We start from the raw sequence: 18,570 nt of genomic DNA on the forward strand, positions 1-18,570 counted from the left end.
CAGCCCCCGAAGCGGCCGCGGAGCGATCCCGGGAGCGTCCGCGCCGGCCCGCACCACCTCCGGGCCGGCGTTTCCTCACTCCAACTCGCGCAAATAGGCTTCCAGTTCCGCGGCTCCCGCCAGCATCGCCCGCCCCCGGGCGGCCAGCCGTGCCCGCCAGTCGTTCAGCGCGGACCCCAGCGGCTCCAGGCCTCCGGCCGCGCGCACCTGGGCGATCAGCGGGGCGATCCGCCCCAACGGGTAACCACCGCGCCTGAGTTGGTGGGCCAGCATCGCGTCCCTTACGTCGGACGCGTCGTAGACGCGGTAACCGGTCGCGGGGTCGCGGCGCGGGGTGAGCAGGCCCGCGCGTTCCCACTTGCGGAGCGTCGCGGGACGGATCCCCAGTCTTGCGGACAGCGGACCGATGAACGTGCGGCCGGGGTCCGGCGTCGCGGGCTCCAGGCCGCGGAGGGCGTGCTCCACGGCCCGGAGGGTCCCGCGGTCCTCCAGCAACTGCGCGTGGCTCTCGTCGATCAGGCGGAACGCCTCGTCGGCCTCGCCCTCGTTCACCGCCCGCATGACCGCCGTCGCCGCCCGGTGGCCGTGGCCCGGCAGCAGGGCGAGGAACGCCCGCAGCGCCGCCGCGTGCAGCGGCGTGTAGGTGCGGTAACCGTGGGATGTGCGCTCCGAGGCCGGAAGGATGCCGGACTCCTCGTAGTTCCTGACCGCCTGCGTGGACAGGCCGTGCCCGCGTGCCAGGTCGACCGGCCTGAGGCGACCGCCCCTTTGAGACTTTCGCTGCATGTACCCGCTGATGTCGTGTGGAAGCTTCCACCGGAAGTTCAACGATACCGTTGACGGGCATGGCGAACGACATCAAGCACACCCTTCACTCCGTCGAGGCCTCCGCCGTCATGGGACTGCTTCCGGCCCGTCCGCGGCTGCTCGCGCTCGGCGAGCCGACCCACGGCGAGGACGCGCTGCTCCGCCTGCGCAACGAACTCTTCCGGGAACTGGTCGAGAAGGAGGGCTACCACACCATCGCGATCGAGACCGACTGCATGAGGGGCCTGGCCGTGGACGAGTACGTCACCTCGGGCACGGGCGGCGGCACCCTGGACGACGTCATGGAACGGGGCTTCAGCCACGACTGGGGCGCCCACGCGGCCAACCGCGAACTCGTGTGCTGGATGCGCGAGTACAACGACGGCCGACCCGCCGCCGAACGGCTCCACTTCGCCGGGTTCGACGGCCCGTTGGAGTTCACCGGCGCCGCGAGCCCCCGGCAGGCTCTCACCGCGCTCCACGGCTACCTCGCGGCGCATGTGGACGCCGGCCTGCTGCCCTGCACCGCGGAAACGCTCGACGCCGTGACCGGAGCCGACGAACGGTGGACCGACCCCGCCGCGATGACGGACCCGGCGCGGTCCGTGGGGCGATCGGCGCAGGCCCGTGAACTGCGGTCGCTCGCTGACGACTTGACGGCGCTGCTCGAAACGCAGGCGCCCCACCTGTGCGCGACGACGTCACCGGACGACGTGGACCGCGCCCGCCTGTACGGGCGCACCGCGACCGGCCTGCTGCGCTACCACCACGGGATGGCCGACACCTCACCATCCCGCATGAGCCGGCTGGGCGCGCTGCGGGACCTGATGATGGCCGGCAACCTCCTCGCCCTCGCCGAACGGGGACCGGTGCTGGCCCACGCCCACAACGCCCACCTCCAGCGGGAGAAGAGCACGGTGCGGATGTGGGAAGAGAGGGTGGAGTGGTGGGGCGCCGGCGCGCTGGTCAGCGGCCGACTCGGCGCGGACTACGCGTTCGTGGCCACAGCCCTCGGCACGATCCGGCACCGGGGCGTGGACGTCCCGCCCCCGGACACCGTCGAGGGCCTGCTGTACGCGCTCGCGGAGGACCGCTGCGTCGTGGACGTCCAGCGGCTGGCCGCCGCCCTCACCACCGCACCGCCCGCACCGCGCGTGTCGCCCTGGTTCGGCTACGCACCCCTCGACCCGGCCCACCTGGCCGGCAGCGACGGCCTGGTGTTCGTCAAGGACGTCCCGCTGGTCTGAACGCCACGCGGGGCGACTCTCCCCACCCGGCTGAAGGCCCCGGCCATCGAGCTCGGGTTCCAGTGGTCGGGGCGTTCACCGCACCGGACTTCCCGACGGTGTCGTCAACTGGGGCTGCCCGGTCAGTGCAACTGCGCGGCCGCCGCGCGCAGTTCCTCGAACGCGGCGCGCGTGTGGGGCGCCAGTTCGCCCGGGTCCTCGTCGCGGGCGGGGTCGGCCCAGCGGGCGTAGCCGAGCTTGAACGCGAGCACGCCCAGCTCCGCGGCCACCTGGGCCGTGGGTTCCGCGACGCCGCGCCGCCTCAGGGCGTCGACCATCGCCGCGGCCATGCCGATGCTCTTCAGTGCCTCGCGATTGCGCAGTTCCTCGTTCGCCTCGATCGCCGCGCGCAGCAGCGGCCCGAGGTCGCGGTTGAACGACGTCATCTCACCCGACGCGCGCTCCAGGCCGGCCGCGACGGCCGTCATCGGCGACGCGTCCGCCGGAGCGTCGGCGATGCCCTCCGCCAGCAGGCGGCTGAGGACCTCCTGCCCGGCCGTGAGGATCTCCCGCTTGTCCGCGAAGTGGCGGAAGAACGTGCTGCGGGTCAGCCCGGCCCGCTCCGAGATCTGGGCGACCGTCGTGTCGTCGTAGCCCTGCTCGGCGAACAGGCCGAGCGCCGCCACGACCAGGCGCCGACGGGCATCCGGCTTCCATCTGGGCATACGACCAGCCTATCCGATGCGACATGTGTCCCATCGCGGTGTACGGTGATGAGACACATGTCGCATCAGTATGGGGAGTCCGTCATGCGCGTCTTCATCACCGGCGGAACGGGCCTGATCGGCTCGGCCGTCGTCGCCGAACTGCTCACCGCGGGACATTCCGTCACCGCCCTCGCCCGTTCCGACACCTCCGCCGCACACGCCAGGGCCGCCGGCGCCGACGTGCTGCGCGGCGGCCTCGCCGACCTCGCGGTCCTGCGCACCGGCGCGGAGCAGGCGGACGGCGTCATCCACCTCGCCTTCAGCAACGACTTCAGCTCACCCGAGTCGCTCGCGCGCGGCATCGAGGAAGAGGGCGCCGCGCTGGCAGCGGTCGGCGAGGTCCTCGCCGGCACGGACCGGCCGCTCGTCACCGTGTCGGGCACGCCCTGGGTCGCGGGGCGCGCGTCGACCGAGGCCGACCCGCTGCCGACCGAGGGTCCCGTCGCGGGCCGCAGCCGTTCCGTGACCCGTACGCTCGAACTCGCCGCGCGGGGCGTGCGCACCTGCGCCGTACGGATGCCGCGCACGGTCCACAACGAGGGCCGTGGCGGGTTCGCCGGGCTGCTCACCGACATCGCCCGCCGCACCGGCACCGCCGGCTACCCCGGCGACGGCACGCAGCGCTGGCCCGCCGTCCACGCGCTCGACGCCGCCGTGCTGTTCCGGCTCGCCCTGGAGAAGGCTCCGGCCGGAAGCGCGTGGCACGCCGTCGCCGACGAGGGGGACGCGGTGCGCGACATCGCCGCGGTCATCGGGCGGCGGCTCGGGCTGCCCGTCGCGTCGGTCCCGACGGAGAGCTTCGGCGCCCTCGGCCCGGTCTTCGCGGCCGACCAGCCCGCGTCCAGCGCCCACACACGCGCCGCGCTCGACTGGAAGCCGACCCACCCGAGCCTGCTGGAGGACCTGGAGAAGATCGAGCCCTGAGCGGCCGCGACGGGGGTCTGCCGACAGGACGTCGGTTGAACCGGGTGAGCGCTCCTCCCCGCCGGCCTCCAAGGCGTGCCGGTCATGCCGAACGGCCCGGCGCGTGGGTGCGCGCCGGGCCGTTCAGCGATTCAGCGTCTCCGGTGGGAGAACACGGTTCAGTTGGTGATGTTCAGGTACTGCCAGGCACCGTTGTTGGTCGCGTTGACGTCGTCGCCGGACGAGCCCTGCACGTAGACGACGCGGATCCGGGCCTTGATGTTGGCCTGGCCCGCCGCGCCGAGGTTGATCTTCGCGTCCCCGGAGGGCGGAAGCGCGAAGTACTGGGAGTTCGTCGTCCGCCAGCTGCCCCCGGAGTAGACCTGGAAGTCCACGCGCTCCTTTCGGCCCGGGTAGTACATCATCGTGGTGTTGAAGACGGCGTCGCTGTTCTTGTGGAACCACGCGTACTCGGTGGAGCCGATCTTCGCGTTGCGGTACTGGCCGGACAGGCTGCCGGACTCCCACACGCGGGTGTAGACGGTGGACGTCACGGTGCGCGGCGCGGTGCGGTCGTCACCGGCGTAGACGGCGCTGAGGGTGGTGTTGCGGGTCAGCCGCAGGGACACCGACAGATTGCCGCTGGAGTTGACCGTGCCGGACTTCAGCTCCGTGTTCGGCTTGTCACCGCCGTACGGGTTGGCCCAGATCTGCACGACCTTGTTCTTGTACTCCGACCCCAGGTGCGCGGTGAACGTCACCGTGGTGCCGTAGCCGTACTGCTGGTTGTTGTCGTTGAGCGTCAGCGACGGCGTGGTGCGCGAGACGGCCACCTTCGCGGACGTGCTCACAGCGGCCAGCGCGCCGCTGCCCGCGTACGACACCGTGTAGGTGACGGTGCCGCCGGCGGGCGGGGTGTCCGTGAAGGAGTACGTGCCGTCCGAGTTGACGGTCACCGGGGCCAGCGCCTTGCCCTGCGGGCTGTCCAGGTCGGTGCGGGTGACCGCCAGTCGGGTCCCGGCGGGCAGGGCGGTGGCCGCCGAGAGCTTGCCCTTGACGGTCAGGGCCTTGCCGCGCGTGGCGGAGGAGGGCGCGGAGGCGGTCAGGGTCGGGACGGTCTTCGTCGGGTCGGTGAGCACGCGCAGGGTGAACGGGCCGCCCTCCTGGCCCTCCAGCGCGTAGATCCGCGACTCGTCCGGCGCCCAGGCCAGGGACGGGGTGACCGGCGAGGCGGCGTAGGAGCGCAGCGGCACGGACGCGGCCGGCCGGTAGACCGAGATCTCGCCGCCGGCGACCTGCGCGACCGTGCCGTCCGGCGCGACGGCGGCGGACTGCCCCTGCGGGTAGCTGCCGTCGGGGGTGAACTTCCCGTTCGCGTAGGCGTCCCGGTTCGTGCCGTTGATCAGGACCTGCGTGCCGCCGGGCACCAGCTGGATGTCGTCGATGCCGTTGTTGAGCGAGTAGTCGCCGAAGTGGAACGCGACCACCTTCGGGGTGCCGCTGGAGACGTCGAGGACGCCCTCGGAGTCCGTGGACATGCCGCTGTCGGCCATCGCGATCACGCCGGGCTCGGCCGGGTTGGTGCTCATCAGGGCCGGATTCCAGAACCCCTGGTTCGGGTACGGGTCCGTGAACTGGCCCATCGTCACGGCCGTCGGGTCCGACGGGTCCTTGGCCGGGTCGACAGACCCGAGGTTGCTGTCCCACTGGTCGCCGTAGGTGAACCACACCTTGCCACCGGAGAACGCCACGTACTGCGGTCCCTTGGTGGTGGGAACGACGTACCGAGCGGTCACCGTCAGGGTCTTGGCGTCGATGGCCACGATCTCGTTGCCGCCGAACGCCGCGGCGTAGACCGTGGAGCCGTCGTCGGAGACGGCCAGCGAGGTCACGCCGGTGATGCCGGGCACCGTGCCGATGAGGTTGCCCGAGGTGTCGGCCGCCTCGACGCTGTTGTTGGCCTCGTCGCCCACGAAGACCCGGCCCAGCGGCGCGTCGACCGCCAGACCGCCGTCCCGCGTGACCGTCACCGCGCTCGCCGCCGAGGCCGTGCCCGCGGCCGAGGCGGTCAGGACCGACGCGCCCATCGCGACCGCCACCATGGCAGCGGAGACCGTGCGTCTGCGCGCCCGTGTTGTGTTCTTCATGCTGTTGTCGAAACCCCCACATGGAATCCCGGTCTCCCGCCGGGAATCAGGGCTCCCACCTGCTCCGATCCGCGCCCGCCTCTTCGTCATGGCGTGGTCGCGATCCCCCCGGAACGGTGGTTGCTGACCGCAGCGTAGAACACGCCACGGACAGCGGACACACCGATATGCCACTGGAGCGGCGCCGCTCGTTCTCCCGGTGCGGAACACGGCGGCGAGGCGACGCGGCAGCGGTGAGGAACCGCCGCTGAAGGGGGAGGAGGAGGTCGAGCTCAGCCAAGGACGAGGGCGGGCGCGGGGGCGAGGGCGGGGGTCACGCAGCAGCGGGGTACTGGATTGCCCGGCGTCGGACGGGGCTGCGAAGCTCGGCCGCATGTTCTCACGCCGTCATCACCGCACGTCCTCCGCCCAGCCCGCCCGACCCGCCTTCGAAACCGCCGAATGAGCGCTCCGCTCGGCGAGATCGTCGTGGTGGCCGGGCGGGCCGCGCGGGCGGCGGGCTTCGACGACCTGCGCGACGCGGCGACCCGCGGTCATCGAGGCCCCGGAGGACGGGCGCGCCCTCTACGACTTCGGCTACGCGTGCATCGAGCGGGGCGTCGGCTACCTCGCGATCCCGGCGCTGCGCGAGGTCGTGCTGGGCCTGCCGGCGGTGCCCTTCGAACCGGAGCGCGAGGCCACACTCGTCGTGGCCTACGACCTGAAGGAGTTGCTGGAGCCGGAGACGCGCGACGCGGGCGTTGAGGCGCTGCGGGCGCTCCAGGACCGCACCCCCGGCCAGATCCTCCACGAGCACGCCAGTTGCTGGACGGACACCCCGCCGGTCACCGCCGACTCGGTGGGCCTGCTGGCGCAGGCGGTCACTCCGCCGTGGGGCGAGCGGCTGCGGCCCCGCCCCGACCGCTCCGGTGTGGACCGGCTTCCGGTCGACCCCCGCCCTGAGGCGGAGTTGGCCGCGGAGATCGTCATGGCGAGCGCCGAGTCCGACCCCGGTGACGGCGCCACCCCGCCCGACCCGGACGCGACGTTCACGGCCTTCGCCGCCGCCGTGGCCGGCACCTGGCTCCAGGGCCCCCGCGCCCGCGTCCACGCTGTGGGCCCGGTGCCCAGCTCCGCTTCAACTGACCGGGCCCACCCCGAGACGACGAAGGCCCGCACCGGTTTCCCGGTGCGGGCCTTTGCCTGCGGCGGATACGGGATGCTGACTCGTGAGGGATCGCCCCCAGCACGCTTTCCAACTCTCGTGATGGTGACGGTGTCCGGGGTGGTCACCCGACCAGTGTCATGTGCCGCAAGTGCGTCCAGTGAGGCGCACAACACCTCCCACCAGCCGTCCGACAGCTCCGGGGGCTTCGCTCACGATGGCGCGTCCGACAGGAGCCCCCGGCAGAAGCTCAGTTTCATCGGCCCGCCACGTCACCGACTCGTCCGTGTCTCGCCAGACCACACACCCGGGCCACGCGGGCTTGGCAATGCCTTCCGGAGGCGCGGCACTGTCCGTGCCGTTCCACCCCTGAGCGGGGATCTTGTCGAACAAGCGCCGCTCGATCCGTACCCAGGTGTCGCGGACTGTTCCGGCCCCCACGGATCGGTGCTTGCGCACCACCGTGTCCGGGAGCAAGCGCGCTTGCAAAGACCGCTCGACTCGATCAAGAACCTCGTCAACAGGCTCTACCCGTAGATCAACAGCCTTGCCCGTGGAAACCGGGAGCGTCATGAACGCGACCGTAGCAGCGGTACAGCGTGAGGTACCCGGCGCCGAGGCACGGGCGGCAATGGCCGGCGAGAAGCGCGCGATGCCGGGTGATCAGCTCCAACACCGGCAACCCGTCCGGGGGGGCGACCACCTCTCCTCGGCAGATTGCACATCTCTGGTCGGCTTCAGCACAAACGATCTTGGGTGTCTTCTCCGGGCCAGCCATAAACGGCACCCTCCCAGAGCGTTCGGCCGGGCGCGGCCGAGTCGGCCGGGCTCCTCCGGCCCCTGGGCACAGCAACTGCAACCCTCAACGTCGAAGGGCCCCACCGCTCGCGGTGGGGCCCTTCGACGTTGTGCCCGGTGAGAGCACTGGCGGAGGATACGAGATTCGAACTCGTGAGGGGTTGCCCCCAACACGCTTTCCAAGCGTGCGCCCTAGGCCACTAGGCGAATCCTCCGCCGCACACATTACAAGACCGCGGGGGGTGGTTGCGAACTCGATCCCGGGGCCGGGGATCGGGTAGGCTGGGCGCAGCCCCTCACGTGGCGCTATCTCGCTGAACTCCCCCAGGGCCGGAAGGCAGCAAGGGTAGGTGGGCTCTGGCGGGTGCGTGGGGGGTCTTCGCGTCTTTCGGCGCCTCACGAGCCTGGCGGGCCCTCCCGCGACGGAAGTGCCCGCGGCGACGTGCGCCGGCTCTCCGTCCGGCCACTTGCCGCCGACCCGCGCGGAGGTGTGACGAAGGCGACACCGTCGTCAGCGTTCCCCCGAGGCAAACGCCGGCGAGCCCCGGCACCTTCCGACTCGGACCACGAAATCCCGTCAGGACCGAACCCGTCGCGCCGCCGCGCCCCGTACCTACCATTTCAAGCCATATCCGACGCCTCGGCCGGAGTGTCCCCGCCGCGGTGTCAAGGGCTCTACGGGCGCGTACGGGGGCGGAAAGGGGTGCCGAGGGGTCCCCCATCGTGGGCGGGGGCCTTCGGCTGGGCTGCGGCCGCACAGCCTTGGCCGGTAGGCTTTCCGTGTGATCTTCAAGCGCATCGGCAGCAGTCGGCCGTATCCCGACCACGGCCGTACGAGCACCCGCGAATGGGCGGACGTCGCGCCGCGCCCGGTACGCCTCGACCAACTGGTGACCACCAAGGGCCAGCTCGACCTGGAGACACTGCTGGCCGAGGACTCCACGTTCTACGGAGACCTGTTCGCCCACGTCGTGAAGTGGCAGGGCGACCTCTATCTGGAGGACGGCCTGCACCGGGCGGTCCGCGCCGCGCTCCAGCAGCGCCAGGTGCTGCACGCCCGCGTGCTGGAGATGGACTGAGGCGGCAGGCACCCGGCCCGGGCACGGCCGCCTACCCGCCCGGGCGCCCGCACGCCTGCCCCAACTGGTCCGACCGGCGTGTTCGTTGCCTCTTTCGGGTCGGGCGCTAGGCCATTCGTTGATCATCTAGTAGGCCTTGGCCGGATACCGCACTACGCTGCGGCTATGAGCATGCTCACTCCCCCCGGCATGGGCGGGAAGTACCGCGTCACGGGCAAGCACTACCCGCGGATGCGGCGCCCCCGCGGTCATCGGCGACTCGTGCTGTCGGTCGTCTCCGCCGTCGTGGTGCTCGGGCTGATCGGCTGGGGGACGGTGCAGCTCATCCACGTCTTCGGCGGCACCTCGCACGACGCCGCCCAGGGCGGACGCTGCTCCGCCAGGCGCGGTCACGACGTGAGCACGCGTGCGGGCGGTGCTCCGGCAGACGCGCCCGTGCCCAAGCCGTCCACCATCACCGTCAACGTCTACAACGCGACGCCGCGCACCGGTCTCGCCAAGTCGACCGCCGACGAGCTGAAGAAGCGCGGCTTCGTCATCGGCAAGGTCGGCAACGCGTCGGCGCAGTACAACCAGAAGGTGCCGGGCCCGGCCATACTGCTCGGCGGCCCGCAGGCGCAGGCGGCGCTCAAGGTGCTGGGCACGCAGCTGTCGGGCTCCAGCATGAAGACGGACCCCTCGCGTGCCGGGGCGTCCAACGTCGATCTGATCATCGGTTCGGGCTTCGGCTCGCTGACCCCGCAGCAGAACGCCGGCGCCGCCCTGGCCGCGCTCAGCCATCCGGCCCCGGCGGCCTCCGCCTCCGGCGCCGGCAAGAAGGGCTGCTGAGCCCGGCGCGCGCCGCTGAGCCCGCCCCGAACGGCGAACGGGTCCGGCCGCCACGATCACCGTGGTGGCCGGACCCGTCATCCGTCGAAGGGGCCGCTAGCCCGCCGTTCCGTACATCCGGTCGCCCGCGTCGCCCAGGCCCGGAACGATGTAGCCGTTCTCGTTGAGCCGCTCGTCGACCGACGCGGTCACCACCGTGACCGGGGCGCCGCTCAGCTCGCGTTCCATCACCTCGACGCCCTCCGGCGCCGCCAGCAGGCAGATCGCGGTCACGTCGTCGGCGCCGCGCTCGATCAGGGTGTTGATCGCGGCCACCAGCGTGCCGCCGGTCGCCAGCATCGGGTCGAGCACGTAGACCTGGCGGCCGGACAGGTCCTCCGGCATGCGCGTGGCGTACGTGGACGCCTTCAGCGTGTCCTCGTCGCGGACCATGCCCAGGAAGCCGACCTCGGCGGTCGGCAGTAGCCTGACCATGCCGTCCAGCATGCCGAGACCGGCCCGCAGGATCGGCACGACCAGCGGACGCGGGTGCGACAGGCGTACGCCGGTGGTGCGCTGCACCGGGGTCGTGATGTCGACCTGCTCGGTGCGCACGTCGCGGGTGGCCTCGTACGCGAGCAGGGTGACCAGCTCGTCGGCGAGCCGCCGGAAGGTGGGCGAGTCGGTGCGCTCGTCGCGCAGCGTCGTGAGTTTGTGCGCCACCAGCGGGTGGTCGACGACATGGATCCGCATGCCCCCGACATTAACGGAGGTTCCCCGGTCCCCGGCCCGCCCCCGGCCACACCGCGAAACCGGCCGGCACGGCCCCCTGCCCGCTCTGCCTCCCCGCATCATCCGCCGGTGCGGGGGAAGGAGTGACGTACGCCGAACGTAACCGTGCGTAGAGGTGGTAGCCATGGCCGAGCGCCCAGCCCAGCCCGACGAGTCCTCGACCCCGTCCGCACGGGACGCGGAGCGCCGCCGCAGGCGCGCCCTCTTCCTGCGCGAGCTGAACGAGGCCAAGGAACTGCGGGCGCGGGTGCAGCCCCGGCGGGCCAGGGCGGCGCGGATGCGGGAGCAGATGCGGATGCGCACCTTCCGCTGGTAGGACGGGCTCACTGCCGCTGGGCCCTCTACCGCTGGGCTTGCTGCCGCTGGGCTCGTTGCCCCTGGGCTCACTACCGCTGGGCTCGTTGCCCCTGGGCCGCTGCCGCGGGCAGGACGCGGAGCTTCCGCCGGCAAGACGGGCCGCCTCCGCTCGCAGGACCGGTCGCCTCCGCTGGTGGCGCAGGGGCTGCCGCGACGCCGGGGAACCAGCGGTGCAACCCACCCGCCTCACGGACCGTTCCGCCCGTCACCGTACGTAACGCTGTTGGCGGCACCGGTAGCGCTCCTGGCGGTGCGCCAGCCCAAAAAACCCGAAAAAACGTGCACAGCCTGGCACGACGCAGTGCGGAAGAGCCGCCGCAGAGCTTAGGTTTCTGCCACGATGCCGAGTGGGCGGGGCGCATCCCCGTCCGTCCCGGAACACTAAGACCAGTGGGAGAGTCACGGTGTATTTCGCCGCACTGCTCGCGCGCACCGAGGACGGGTGGGAAGCGAGCGACACGGAGCTTGACGATGTGGAGACCCTCGCGGACCTGGCCGATCTGGCCCGGGAGGCGACGGCCGACGACGAGACGGTGCTCGTACTGATCGAGCAGGAGGACGCCTGGTTCGGCGTCGTCCGGGTGGACGGCGAGGACGACCCCCGTATCTATGTGTCGGACGCTTCCGCCGCGGCCCGCAGCTCGTACGGGGAGATCCTGCTCACCGACGAACTGCTGGGGCGCGACCCCGACGACGAACTGGAGGACCTCGACGCCCTCGACCTGGACGGCACCGAGGACGGCGAGGGCGAGACCGGGGAGGACGACGCTCCGCAGGACATCGAGCCGATCCCCTCGGGCCCGGTCGGCGAGGCCACGCTGCTGGCCGACTTCGGGGTGAGCGAGCAGGACCTGCGCTCGCTCAGCGGGGACGGCGTGCCCGGCGAGGCGCTCGGCGAGATCGCGGAGGCCCTCGGCTGCGGCGAACTGCTGGAGGCGGTCCGCTGAGCCCTGACCCGTCCCGCCCCGACGACAGGCCGGCCGGCGACCCGCTGCGCGAGCCGTGGGTCCCGGCCATGCGGCACGCCCTGGACGAGGCGGCGCTCGCCCCTCGCACCGGGGACGTGCCGGTGGGCGCGGTCGTGCTGGCGCCCGACGGCACGGTGATCGGGCGCGGCCACAACGAACGCGAGGCGACCGGCGACCCGACCGCCCACGCCGAGGTGCTGGCGATCCGCGAGGCGGCCCGCGCGGTCGGCGAGTGGCGGCTGACCGGCTGCACGCTCGTCGTCACGCTGGAGCCGTGCACGATGTGCGCGGGCGCGATCGTGCTGTCCCGGCTGGACCGGGTGGTCTACGGCGCCCGCGACGAGAAGGCGGGCGCGGCCGGCTCCCTGTGGGACGTCGTCCGCGACCGCCGCCTCAACCACCGCCCCGAGGTGATCACGGGCGTCCTGGAACCGGAGTGCGCACGCGAGCTGACCGCGTTCTTCCGCGGGCCGCGGACGGCCTGAAGACGGTCCCGCGGCACCGGATCCGTATCCGATTTCGATGCGGGGCCCGGCGTCCGCTAAGCTCTCTCCCGGTAGCGTGTCCGAGCGGCCTAAGGAGCACGCCTCGAAAGCGTGTGAGGGGGCAACTCCTCCGTGGGTTCAAATCCCACCGCTACCGCCATTGAACCGCCCGCGTCCCCCGGGATGCGGGCGGTTTCGTCATACGAGGGCCCCTGCGGCCAGGTCCGCGTACGCGCGCCGCACCCCGCCCCGCCCGCACGCCACTTCACCGCACCGCCTTCGCGGCCCCGCCGCCGCGTCGCGGCCCCACCGCCACGTCGGCGTTCCGCCCGCGCGGCAGGTCACCGCTTCGCCAAATCGCAACGCAACTGCACCCCTTGGCCCTGACATCACCGTGGTTAGACTCACCGCACTGGAGCGCGGGGGGCGGTCCGGAGTTCGAAGACGGTCGGGGAGGCGGACGGACATGGCTCAGGCAAGGAAGATCATGATGTACATCGTCGTGATCTTCGTCCTGTACACGATCATCACCTCCCCCGCGCGGGCCGCGCAGCTGGTCCAGATAGGCTTCGAGGGCATATCCAGCGCCGCGAAAGGCATCGGGCAGTTCATGAGCCAGCTGGTGAAGTAGCCCGCCCCTGACGTCCCCCCGGGAGCACGCGATGATCCGTCACCTCGTCCTGTTCAAGCTCAACGACGGCGTCTCGCGCGACGAGGAGCGCGTCACCGAGGGCGTACGCGCCTTCGAGGCCCTGGGCGGGCAGATCCCGGAGCTGGCCTCCTGGGAGTGCGCCTGGAACATCACCGACCGCCCGATCGCCTACGACTACGCCATCAACTGCACGGTGGCCGACCGCGACGCGCTGGTCCGCTACCTGGAGCACCCGGCCCACCAGGCGGGCGTCGCCCTGTGGCAGCAGTTCGCCACGTGGGTGATCGCGGACTACGAGATCTGATCCCACCGGCACACGAGCCGGAGCCGGGCCGGGGCCCCTGACTACGCGAGCCGGAGCCGACCGGGGTCCCTGACAACGCGGGCGGACCCCGAGCCGGGGTCCCCTGACAACGCGGGCCGGGGCCCCGAGCCGGGTCCCGAACGACGCGGGCACCGCCCTGATCAGGGTCCCCGAGCAGCGCGGGCCGTACCCGAGCCGTACCCCTGACGGCGCGGGCCGACCAACCACCCCGGAGCCCGAACCCGGACAGCCCAGGCCGGCCCCCGCAGAACTCCCGTCGACACGAGGCCGGCGCCCGGCACCACCAACCGCCCGGCTCCAGGCCGCCCGGCACCAACCACCCGGCACTGCCTCCCGGACGCGGGCCGTCCTGCCCGCGCCGCCCTTCCGCGTTCGCCCGCCAGGGTCATCACCCCGTCCGCACGCACACGCCCCGCGTACGGCCCTGCCGCGTGCCTCGCGCGCGCTCCGCGCCCGCCCCTCCCGGTCCCTCGCGGCCGGGCCCGGCTCCCCTCCCGTCCCGCTCCGGTCAACTGACCGTCAACACGGCTCTTTACGGTGCTTGCACACAGTGCACATGTCTTGTGATGCTATGACCGCTTTGACCGCTTTTGACGGGTAGTCGATCAATCGGTGAGGGGTGGTGTATGTCGTTGACGGCCCGCTTCGCGCCCCCTTCCGCGCCCGCGCAGTCCGCCGCGCCCCCCGCGCCCCCTTCGGCCTCCGCGCCCCCCTCCACGTCGGCAACGCCCTCCGCCCCGGCAGCGGCCCCGGCGCAGACCCCGGCCCAGGCCTCGGCCTCGGACGCGACGCCGTCCATGACGCCTTCGGCGCCGCCGCCGGCCGCGGACGTCCCCGGCCCCGCGGCCACCTCCCGCGGCTCCACCCCGCCCAGGACCACCCCCTTCCCGCCGCGCGCCTCCGACTCGCCCGCGGACTCCGCGCGCCGCAGCCGGGCCGCCGACGCGCGGGCGCTGACGCAGGTGCTCTTCGAGGAGTTGTCGGGGCTGGAGCCGGGCACGCCGGAGCACGCCCGCGTACGCGCCGCGCTCATCGAGATCAACCTGCCGCTGGTGCGCTACGCCGCCGCCCGCTTCCGCAGCCGCAACGAGCCGATGGAAGACGTCGTACAGGTCGGCACGATCGGGCTGATCAACGCCATCGACCGGTTCGATCCGCAGCGCGGGGTGCAGTTCCCGACGTTCGCGATGCCGACCGTCGTGGGGGAGATCAAACGTTACTTCAGGGACAACGTGCGCACCGTCCACGTCCCCCGGCGCCTGCACGAGCTGTGGGTCCAGGTGAGCGGGGCGATCGAGGACCTGACGGTGCTGCACGGCCGCTCGCCGACGACCGGCGAGATCGCCGAGCGCCTGAAGCTCACCGAGGAAGAGGTGCTGGCCTGCCTGGAGGCGGGGCGGGCCTACCACGCGACCTCGCTGGAGGCCGCGCAGGAGGGCGACGGCGCGCCCGGGCTGCTGGACCGCCTCGGCTACGAGGACCCGGAGCTGGCGGGCGTGGAGCACCGCGAACTGGTGCGCCATCTGCTCGTGCAACTGCCCGAACGCGAGCGCCGGATCCTCCTGTTGCGGTACTTCGGCAACCTGACGCAGTCGCAGATCAGCGCCGAACTGGGGGTGTCGCAGATGCACGTCTCCCGGTTGCTGTCGCGCAGCTTCGCACGCCTGAGGTCCGCAAACCAGATCGAGGCGTAACCCACGGGAGCGACACCCGTTCGCCATCTCCGGTGCAAATAAGTCGACTTGGCGCTACAGCGTGTTGCCGACATGTGACATTCTGCGGATACCGCGTTTGTGGCGGCCCGGCCTGACGGTATTCAGGTGAAGGAACGTCACGCGCGACCCGTCCGCGACCTCGAGGGGGTGGCATGTCCGTAGAAGTGGGCAGTCCGAAGGAGCTTCAGTTCGACGCGCCCGCCGACACCGGCCACGGTGTGGACACCGGCGTGGGCCCCGGCAGCGGCAACGTCGTGGACTCCGGCACCGGCCATGGCGCGGTCGCCGACACCGGCCCCGCCGTGGACATCGGCCCCGCCGCGGACGTCGCCACCGGCGACGGTGTGGACGCGGGCGTGGACACCGGCGAGGCCATCAACACGCGCACGCTGTCCCGTTCGCTGTTCCTGCGGCTCGCCGAGCTGCCGGACCACAGCCCCGAGCGCGGCTACGTGCGCGACACCCTCATCGAGCTCAACCTCCCCCTGGTGCGCTACGCGGCCGCCCGCTTCCGCAGTCGCAACGAGCCGATGGAGGACATCGTCCAGGTCGGCACGATCGGGCTGATCAAGGCGATCGACCGGTTCGACTGCAACCGCGGGGTGGAGTTCCCGACCTTCGCGATGCCCACGGTGGTCGGCGAGATCAAGCGCTTCTTCCGTGACACCTCCTGGTCGGTGCGGGTGCCGCGCAGGCTCCAGGAACTGCGGCTGGCGCTCACCAAGACCAGCGACGAGCTGTCGCAGCGCCTCGACCGCTCCCCCACCGTCTCCGAACTCGCCGCCGCCCTCGGGGTGTCGGAGGAGGACGTGGTGGACGGCCTCGCGGTGGGCAACGCGTACACCGCCAGCTCCCTGGACTCCCCGCCGCCGGAGGACGAGTCCAACGAGGGCTCGCTCGCGGACCGGCTGGGCTACGAGGACACCGCGCTGGAGGGCGTGGAGTACCGCGAGTCGCTCAAGCCGCTGCTGGCCCAACTCCCGCCCCGGGAACGGCGGATCATCATGCTGCGGTTCTTCGCCAACATGACGCAGTCGCAGATCGGCGAGGAGGTCGGCATCTCGCAGATGCACGTCTCCCGGCTGCTCACGCGGACGCTGGCGCAGCTGCGGGAGGGTCTGACCGCCGAGTGACGGACGGGCGGGAGACGCGGACATCCGGCCGCCGGGCGCGCACCCCACCGCCCCGGCGGCCCGCGTCCCGCATGACAACGGATATGCGGGAGTGCCGCGTTGACCGTCCGGCGCCTTCGGACCGCGCCGGCCGTCACGGCCAGTGAGCGCGACGCGAAGCGCGCGCCCCCGCACGCGCCCGCCGGAACGCCCTCGCGCGCGCCCCGCCTCCGCGCACGCCTGAACGGGCCAGGAGCCGTCCCGCTCCGGGCCCGAGCTTCCGTGCGCGCCGTACGACCGAACGAAGCGGAACGATCCGCCCTACGCGACCGCGTAGACGATCGCCGCGATGATCACGATGGCGGCGACGACCGCCACGATGAGGCCGGTGCGCGAACCGCCGCGGTTCGACGAGCCGTAGGTGGTCGCCGGGCCGCCGGCGGCGGGCCGCTGCCGCGCCGGAGCCGCGCCCTCGTCCACGAAGGCGCGGAACATCTGCGTGCTGCCCGCCGGGTCGTGGTTCTGCTCGGGGGGAGTCTGGTAGTCAGCCATGAGGCAGGACCCTAGCGAAGAGCCCCCGCGCAAGACCAGGAGCCCCGGGCCGGTCAGCCGTTGACGTCGATCACACGAACCGGCTGTCCGGTCCAGCGCCCCGGTTCCGCCGTGGCGGCGAGGGCACTGTCGGGGCGGTCCGGCGCGGGCATTGCCGCGTGGCGGGTGTGGGCGACCGCCCAGGAGTTCTCCCTCGCGACGGCCAGGGCCGCTGGGAGGTCGAGGCCGATGACGACCATCGCGGGGAGACAGGCAATGTGCTCAGCGGTGCCGGGCCTCGCCCTGTCGGCCTCCACCAGCGCGCAGGCCGGGGCGCACGGCACGCGGAATACCAGGCGCCCCGGGGGCGCTGGTCAAGGGCATGGTACGTATCGGCAGTTCGCAACTCGACGTCTTCCCGCTCTGCCTGGGCGGCAACGTGTTCGGCTGGACCGCTGACGAGCGGGAGTCGTTCGCGGTGCTCGACGCCTACGTGGCGGCGGGAGGCAACTTCATCGACACCGCGGACGTGTACTCGGCCTGGGTGCCCGGCAACTCCGGCGGCGAGTCGGAGGCGATCATCGGCCGCTGGCTGGCCTCGCGGGGCAACCGCGACCGGCTGGTCATCGCCACCAAGGCCGGCCAGCACCCCGACTTCCCCGGGCTGTCCGCGGCGAACGTCAAGGGGGCGGTGGAGCAGTCGCTGCGGCGCCTGCGCACCGACCACATCGACCTCTACTACACGCACCGCGACGACCCCTCGGTCCCGGTCGAGGAGTTCCTCGGGGCGCTGGACGCCCTGGTGAAGGAGGGCAAGGTCCGCGAGATCGCGGCGTCCAACATCGGTGCCGAGCGCCTGTCCGAGGCGCTGGCCGCCTCCGAGCGCGAGGGGCTGGCCCGTTACGTGGCGCTCCAGCCGCACTACAACCTCGTGGAGCGCGGTGAGTACGAGGGCCCGCTGATGGACGTGGCCGCCGGGCACGGCCTCGGCTGCCTGCCGTACTACGCGCTGGCCTCCGGCTTCCTGACCGGCAAGTACCGGCCGGGCGGCACGTCGGACAGTTCCCGGGCCGGGAAGGCGGAGTCCTATCTGAAGGACGAGCGCAACCTGCGGGTGCTGGCGGCGCTGGACGAGGTGGCCGCGGCGCACGAGGCCGAGGTCGCCACGGTCGCGCTGGCGTGGCTGGCCACCCGGCCGACGGTGGTGGCGCCGATCGCCAGCGCGCGCACGGTCGCGCAACTGCCCGCGCTGACCGCTGTGGCGGACCTCACACTCACCCCGGAGCAGGTCGCCTCGCTCGACGCCGCGTCGGCGTGAGCCCGTACGGCGGGGCCGCTTCCCTTCCCGCGCAAGGGAGTTGGGGCGGCCCCGCCCCGGGCTCGGCCCCGCCTCCATCAACCCTTCACCCACTCCCCCCACCGATTCATTTGCCTGTTGCAACTAAGTGTGGTTAAGGTTGCTCAAGGCAACTACCACGGGGGTGCTGATGGCGACGCGGGAACAGTGCGCGGAGCTGGTGCAGCAGCTCGGTGCGCTGGGCGCCGTCAGCCGCGGCGTCGGGCGGGCCCTGCCCGCCGAGTGCCCGCAGGCGGCCGTCATCGTGCTGTCGCTGCTCGCCCGGTACGGACAGATGCGCGCCAGCGACCTGGCCGACCGCCTCGACGTCGACATGTCGGTGACCAGCAGGCACGTCACGTACCTGGCCGCCCGTGGCTGGATCGAACGGCACCCCGACCCACAGGACAGGAGATCGCGACTGCTGCGCCTCACCCCGCTCGGTGAACAGGTCCTGCGCCAGGCGTCGGACCGCATCGCCGAGGTGTTCGCCGAGTTCCTCGGGGACTGGACGGACGAGGAAGTGGGGCAGCTGGCCGCGCTCATGGCACGACTGCGCGCGAGTTTCGACGGCGGCGGGCCACGAGCGGGTCTGCGCGGCCGCGCCCACGAAGGATGA

Annotated in this window: 18 protein-coding genes, 2 tRNA genes, 1 other RNA gene and 2 pseudogenes; 15 read left to right on the forward strand and 8 right to left on the reverse strand. The window is 72.2% G+C overall.

The features are described 5' to 3' along the window. Positions 1-75: 75 nt before the first annotated feature. On the reverse strand, positions 76-786 hold the full coding sequence (locus tag CK485_RS27385; protein ID WP_109454612.1) for a TioE family transcriptional regulator: 711 nt from the start codon (positions 784-786) through the stop codon (positions 76-78). 59 nt (positions 787-845) lie between these two features. On the opposite strand from CK485_RS27385, the gene CK485_RS27390 reads away from it, so the two are divergent. Next, positions 846-2,054, forward strand: a complete 1,209-nt coding sequence (locus CK485_RS27390) for an erythromycin esterase family protein (RefSeq protein ID WP_109454613.1) — start codon at positions 846-848, stop codon at positions 2,052-2,054. A 122-nt stretch (positions 2,055-2,176) separates the two neighbouring features. Here the strand turns inward: CK485_RS27390 and CK485_RS27395 are convergent, their stop codons facing one another. Then, complete coding sequence (locus tag CK485_RS27395; RefSeq protein ID WP_109454614.1) at positions 2,177-2,758, reverse strand: TetR/AcrR family transcriptional regulator; 582 nt, start codon at positions 2,756-2,758, stop codon at positions 2,177-2,179. 84 nt (positions 2,759-2,842) lie between these two features. Here CK485_RS27395 and CK485_RS27400 point away from each other — a divergent pair, with 84 nt between their 5' ends. After that, a complete protein-coding gene (locus CK485_RS27400) occupies positions 2,843-3,724 on the forward strand; it encodes an SDR family oxidoreductase (protein ID WP_109454615.1) in 882 nt (293 codons plus the stop codon). Between the two features lie 158 nt (positions 3,725-3,882). Here CK485_RS27400 and CK485_RS27405 read toward each other — a convergent pair whose 3' ends face one another. The 3 genes and pseudogenes from CK485_RS27405 to CK485_RS27420 all read right to left on the reverse strand — a co-directional run bounded on the left by CK485_RS27405 (position 3,883) and on the right by CK485_RS27420 (position 8,007). After that, positions 3,883-5,850: a hypothetical protein gene (locus CK485_RS27405; RefSeq protein ID WP_109454616.1), complete on the reverse strand. Its 1,968-nt coding sequence runs from the start codon at positions 5,848-5,850 to the stop codon at positions 3,883-3,885. A gap of 1,239 nt (positions 5,851-7,089) precedes the next feature. Continuing rightward, a pseudogene (locus CK485_RS29920) lies at positions 7,090-7,567 on the reverse strand (hypothetical protein); the annotation flags it as partial. A gap of 352 nt (positions 7,568-7,919) precedes the next feature. Next, a tRNA-Ser gene (locus tag CK485_RS27420) sits at positions 7,920-8,007 on the reverse strand. A gap of 75 nt (positions 8,008-8,082) precedes the next feature. Here CK485_RS27420 and ffs point away from each other — a divergent pair. The 3 genes from ffs to CK485_RS27435 all read left to right on the forward strand — a co-directional run bounded on the left by ffs (position 8,083) and on the right by CK485_RS27435 (position 9,699). Next, an RNA gene (gene ffs, locus CK485_RS27425) (signal recognition particle sRNA small type) lies at positions 8,083-8,173 on the forward strand. Positions 8,174-8,574: 401 nt separating this feature from the next. Beyond that, positions 8,575-8,871 (forward strand): type II toxin-antitoxin system VapB family antitoxin, encoded by a 297-nt coding sequence (locus CK485_RS27430; RefSeq protein WP_109454617.1) that lies wholly within the window; start codon positions 8,575-8,577, stop codon positions 8,869-8,871. A 165-nt stretch (positions 8,872-9,036) separates the two neighbouring features. Beyond that, a complete protein-coding gene (locus CK485_RS27435; RefSeq protein WP_109454618.1) occupies positions 9,037-9,699 on the forward strand; it encodes a LytR C-terminal domain-containing protein in 663 nt (220 codons plus the stop codon). A 96-nt stretch (positions 9,700-9,795) separates the two neighbouring features. Here CK485_RS27435 and upp read toward each other — a convergent pair whose 3' ends face one another. Next, positions 9,796-10,431: a uracil phosphoribosyltransferase gene (gene upp, locus CK485_RS27440; RefSeq protein ID WP_109454619.1), complete on the reverse strand. Its 636-nt coding sequence runs from the start codon at positions 10,429-10,431 to the stop codon at positions 9,796-9,798. A 163-nt stretch (positions 10,432-10,594) separates the two neighbouring features. On the opposite strand from upp, the gene CK485_RS27445 reads away from it, so the two are divergent. The 8 genes from CK485_RS27445 to CK485_RS27480 all read left to right on the forward strand — a co-directional run bounded on the left by CK485_RS27445 (position 10,595) and on the right by CK485_RS27480 (position 16,105). Further along, a complete protein-coding gene (locus CK485_RS27445) occupies positions 10,595-10,786 on the forward strand; it encodes a hypothetical protein (RefSeq protein WP_109454620.1) in 192 nt (63 codons plus the stop codon). Positions 10,787-11,231: 445 nt separating this feature from the next. Next, positions 11,232-11,774, forward strand: coding sequence for a hypothetical protein (locus tag CK485_RS27455; protein ID WP_109454621.1), 543 nt, complete (start codon positions 11,232-11,234; stop codon positions 11,772-11,774). Next, complete coding sequence (gene tadA / locus CK485_RS27460; RefSeq protein WP_241968670.1) at positions 11,771-12,280, forward strand: tRNA adenosine(34) deaminase TadA; 510 nt, start codon at positions 11,771-11,773, stop codon at positions 12,278-12,280. Before CK485_RS27455 ends, tadA begins: the two co-directional genes overlap by 4 nt. Positions 12,281-12,350: 70 nt before the next feature. Further along, a tRNA-Ser gene (locus CK485_RS27465) sits at positions 12,351-12,440 on the forward strand. A gap of 306 nt (positions 12,441-12,746) precedes the next feature. Beyond that, on the forward strand, positions 12,747-12,911 hold the full coding sequence (locus tag CK485_RS29220; protein WP_199239545.1) for a hypothetical protein: 165 nt from the start codon (positions 12,747-12,749) through the stop codon (positions 12,909-12,911). 31 nt (positions 12,912-12,942) lie between these two features. Further along, a complete protein-coding gene (locus tag CK485_RS27470) occupies positions 12,943-13,236 on the forward strand; it encodes a Dabb family protein (RefSeq protein WP_109454623.1) in 294 nt (97 codons plus the stop codon). A 647-nt stretch (positions 13,237-13,883) separates the two neighbouring features. After that, entirely contained in the window at positions 13,884-14,951 is a 1,068-nt protein-coding gene (locus tag CK485_RS27475) for an RNA polymerase sigma factor SigF (RefSeq protein WP_109454624.1), read from the forward strand. A 173-nt stretch (positions 14,952-15,124) separates the two neighbouring features. After that, positions 15,125-16,105, forward strand: a complete 981-nt coding sequence (locus tag CK485_RS27480) for an RNA polymerase sigma factor SigF (protein ID WP_199239546.1) — start codon at positions 15,125-15,127, stop codon at positions 16,103-16,105. Positions 16,106-16,405: 300 nt separating this feature from the next. Here CK485_RS27480 and CK485_RS27485 read toward each other — a convergent pair whose 3' ends face one another. Then, on the reverse strand, positions 16,406-16,636 hold the full coding sequence (locus CK485_RS27485) for a hypothetical protein (RefSeq protein ID WP_109454625.1): 231 nt from the start codon (positions 16,634-16,636) through the stop codon (positions 16,406-16,408). A 53-nt stretch (positions 16,637-16,689) separates the two neighbouring features. Continuing rightward, positions 16,690-16,950, reverse strand: a pseudogene (locus CK485_RS27490) (hypothetical protein); the annotation flags it as partial. A 47-nt stretch (positions 16,951-16,997) separates the two neighbouring features. Between CK485_RS27490 and CK485_RS27495 the strand changes: the two are divergent. Together CK485_RS27495 and CK485_RS27500 are read left to right on the forward strand one after the other, a co-directional pair. Continuing rightward, entirely contained in the window at positions 16,998-17,933 is a 936-nt protein-coding gene (locus CK485_RS27495; protein WP_109454626.1) for an aldo/keto reductase, read from the forward strand. Between the two features lie 169 nt (positions 17,934-18,102). Then, positions 18,103-18,570: a MarR family transcriptional regulator gene (locus CK485_RS27500; RefSeq protein WP_109454794.1), complete on the forward strand. Its 468-nt coding sequence runs from the start codon at positions 18,103-18,105 to the stop codon at positions 18,568-18,570.

Origin of the sequence: Streptomyces sp. ICBB 8177, from assembly GCF_003144095.1 — a bacterium.
Classification (GTDB): Bacteria; Actinomycetota; Actinomycetes; order Streptomycetales; family Streptomycetaceae; genus Streptantibioticus_D.

Excerpts from the sequence above, each read along its gene's own strand:
- CK485_RS27400 (WP_109454615.1), top strand. The coding sequence starts at position 2,843 with ATGCGCGTCTTCATCACCGGCGGAACGGGCCTGATCGGCTCGGCCGTC.
- CK485_RS27470 (WP_109454623.1), top strand. The coding sequence starts at position 12,943 with ATGATCCGTCACCTCGTCCTGTTCAAGCTCAACGACGGCGTCTCGCGC.
- CK485_RS27485 (WP_109454625.1), bottom strand. The coding sequence starts at position 16,636 with ATGGCTGACTACCAGACTCCCCCCGAGCAGAACCACGACCCGGCGGGC.
- CK485_RS27500 (WP_109454794.1), top strand. The coding sequence starts at position 18,103 with ATGGCGACGCGGGAACAGTGCGCGGAGCTGGTGCAGCAGCTCGGTGCG.
- CK485_RS27495 (WP_109454626.1), top strand. The coding sequence starts at position 16,998 with ATGGTACGTATCGGCAGTTCGCAACTCGACGTCTTCCCGCTCTGCCTG.
- upp (WP_109454619.1), bottom strand. The coding sequence starts at position 10,431 with ATGCGGATCCATGTCGTCGACCACCCGCTGGTGGCGCACAAACTCACG.
- CK485_RS27390 (WP_109454613.1), top strand. The coding sequence starts at position 846 with ATGGCGAACGACATCAAGCACACCCTTCACTCCGTCGAGGCCTCCGCC.
- CK485_RS27445 (WP_109454620.1), top strand. The coding sequence starts at position 10,595 with ATGGCCGAGCGCCCAGCCCAGCCCGACGAGTCCTCGACCCCGTCCGCA.
- CK485_RS27480 (WP_199239546.1), top strand. The coding sequence starts at position 15,125 with ATGTCCGTAGAAGTGGGCAGTCCGAAGGAGCTTCAGTTCGACGCGCCC.
- CK485_RS27405 (WP_109454616.1), bottom strand. The coding sequence starts at position 5,850 with ATGAAGAACACAACACGGGCGCGCAGACGCACGGTCTCCGCTGCCATG.
- CK485_RS27385 (WP_109454612.1), bottom strand. The coding sequence starts at position 786 with ATGCAGCGAAAGTCTCAAAGGGGCGGTCGCCTCAGGCCGGTCGACCTG.
- CK485_RS27395 (WP_109454614.1), bottom strand. The coding sequence starts at position 2,758 with ATGCCCAGATGGAAGCCGGATGCCCGTCGGCGCCTGGTCGTGGCGGCG.
- CK485_RS27475 (WP_109454624.1), top strand. The coding sequence starts at position 13,884 with ATGTCGTTGACGGCCCGCTTCGCGCCCCCTTCCGCGCCCGCGCAGTCC.
- CK485_RS27435 (WP_109454618.1), top strand. The coding sequence starts at position 9,037 with ATGAGCATGCTCACTCCCCCCGGCATGGGCGGGAAGTACCGCGTCACG.
- CK485_RS29220 (WP_199239545.1), top strand. The coding sequence starts at position 12,747 with ATGGCTCAGGCAAGGAAGATCATGATGTACATCGTCGTGATCTTCGTC.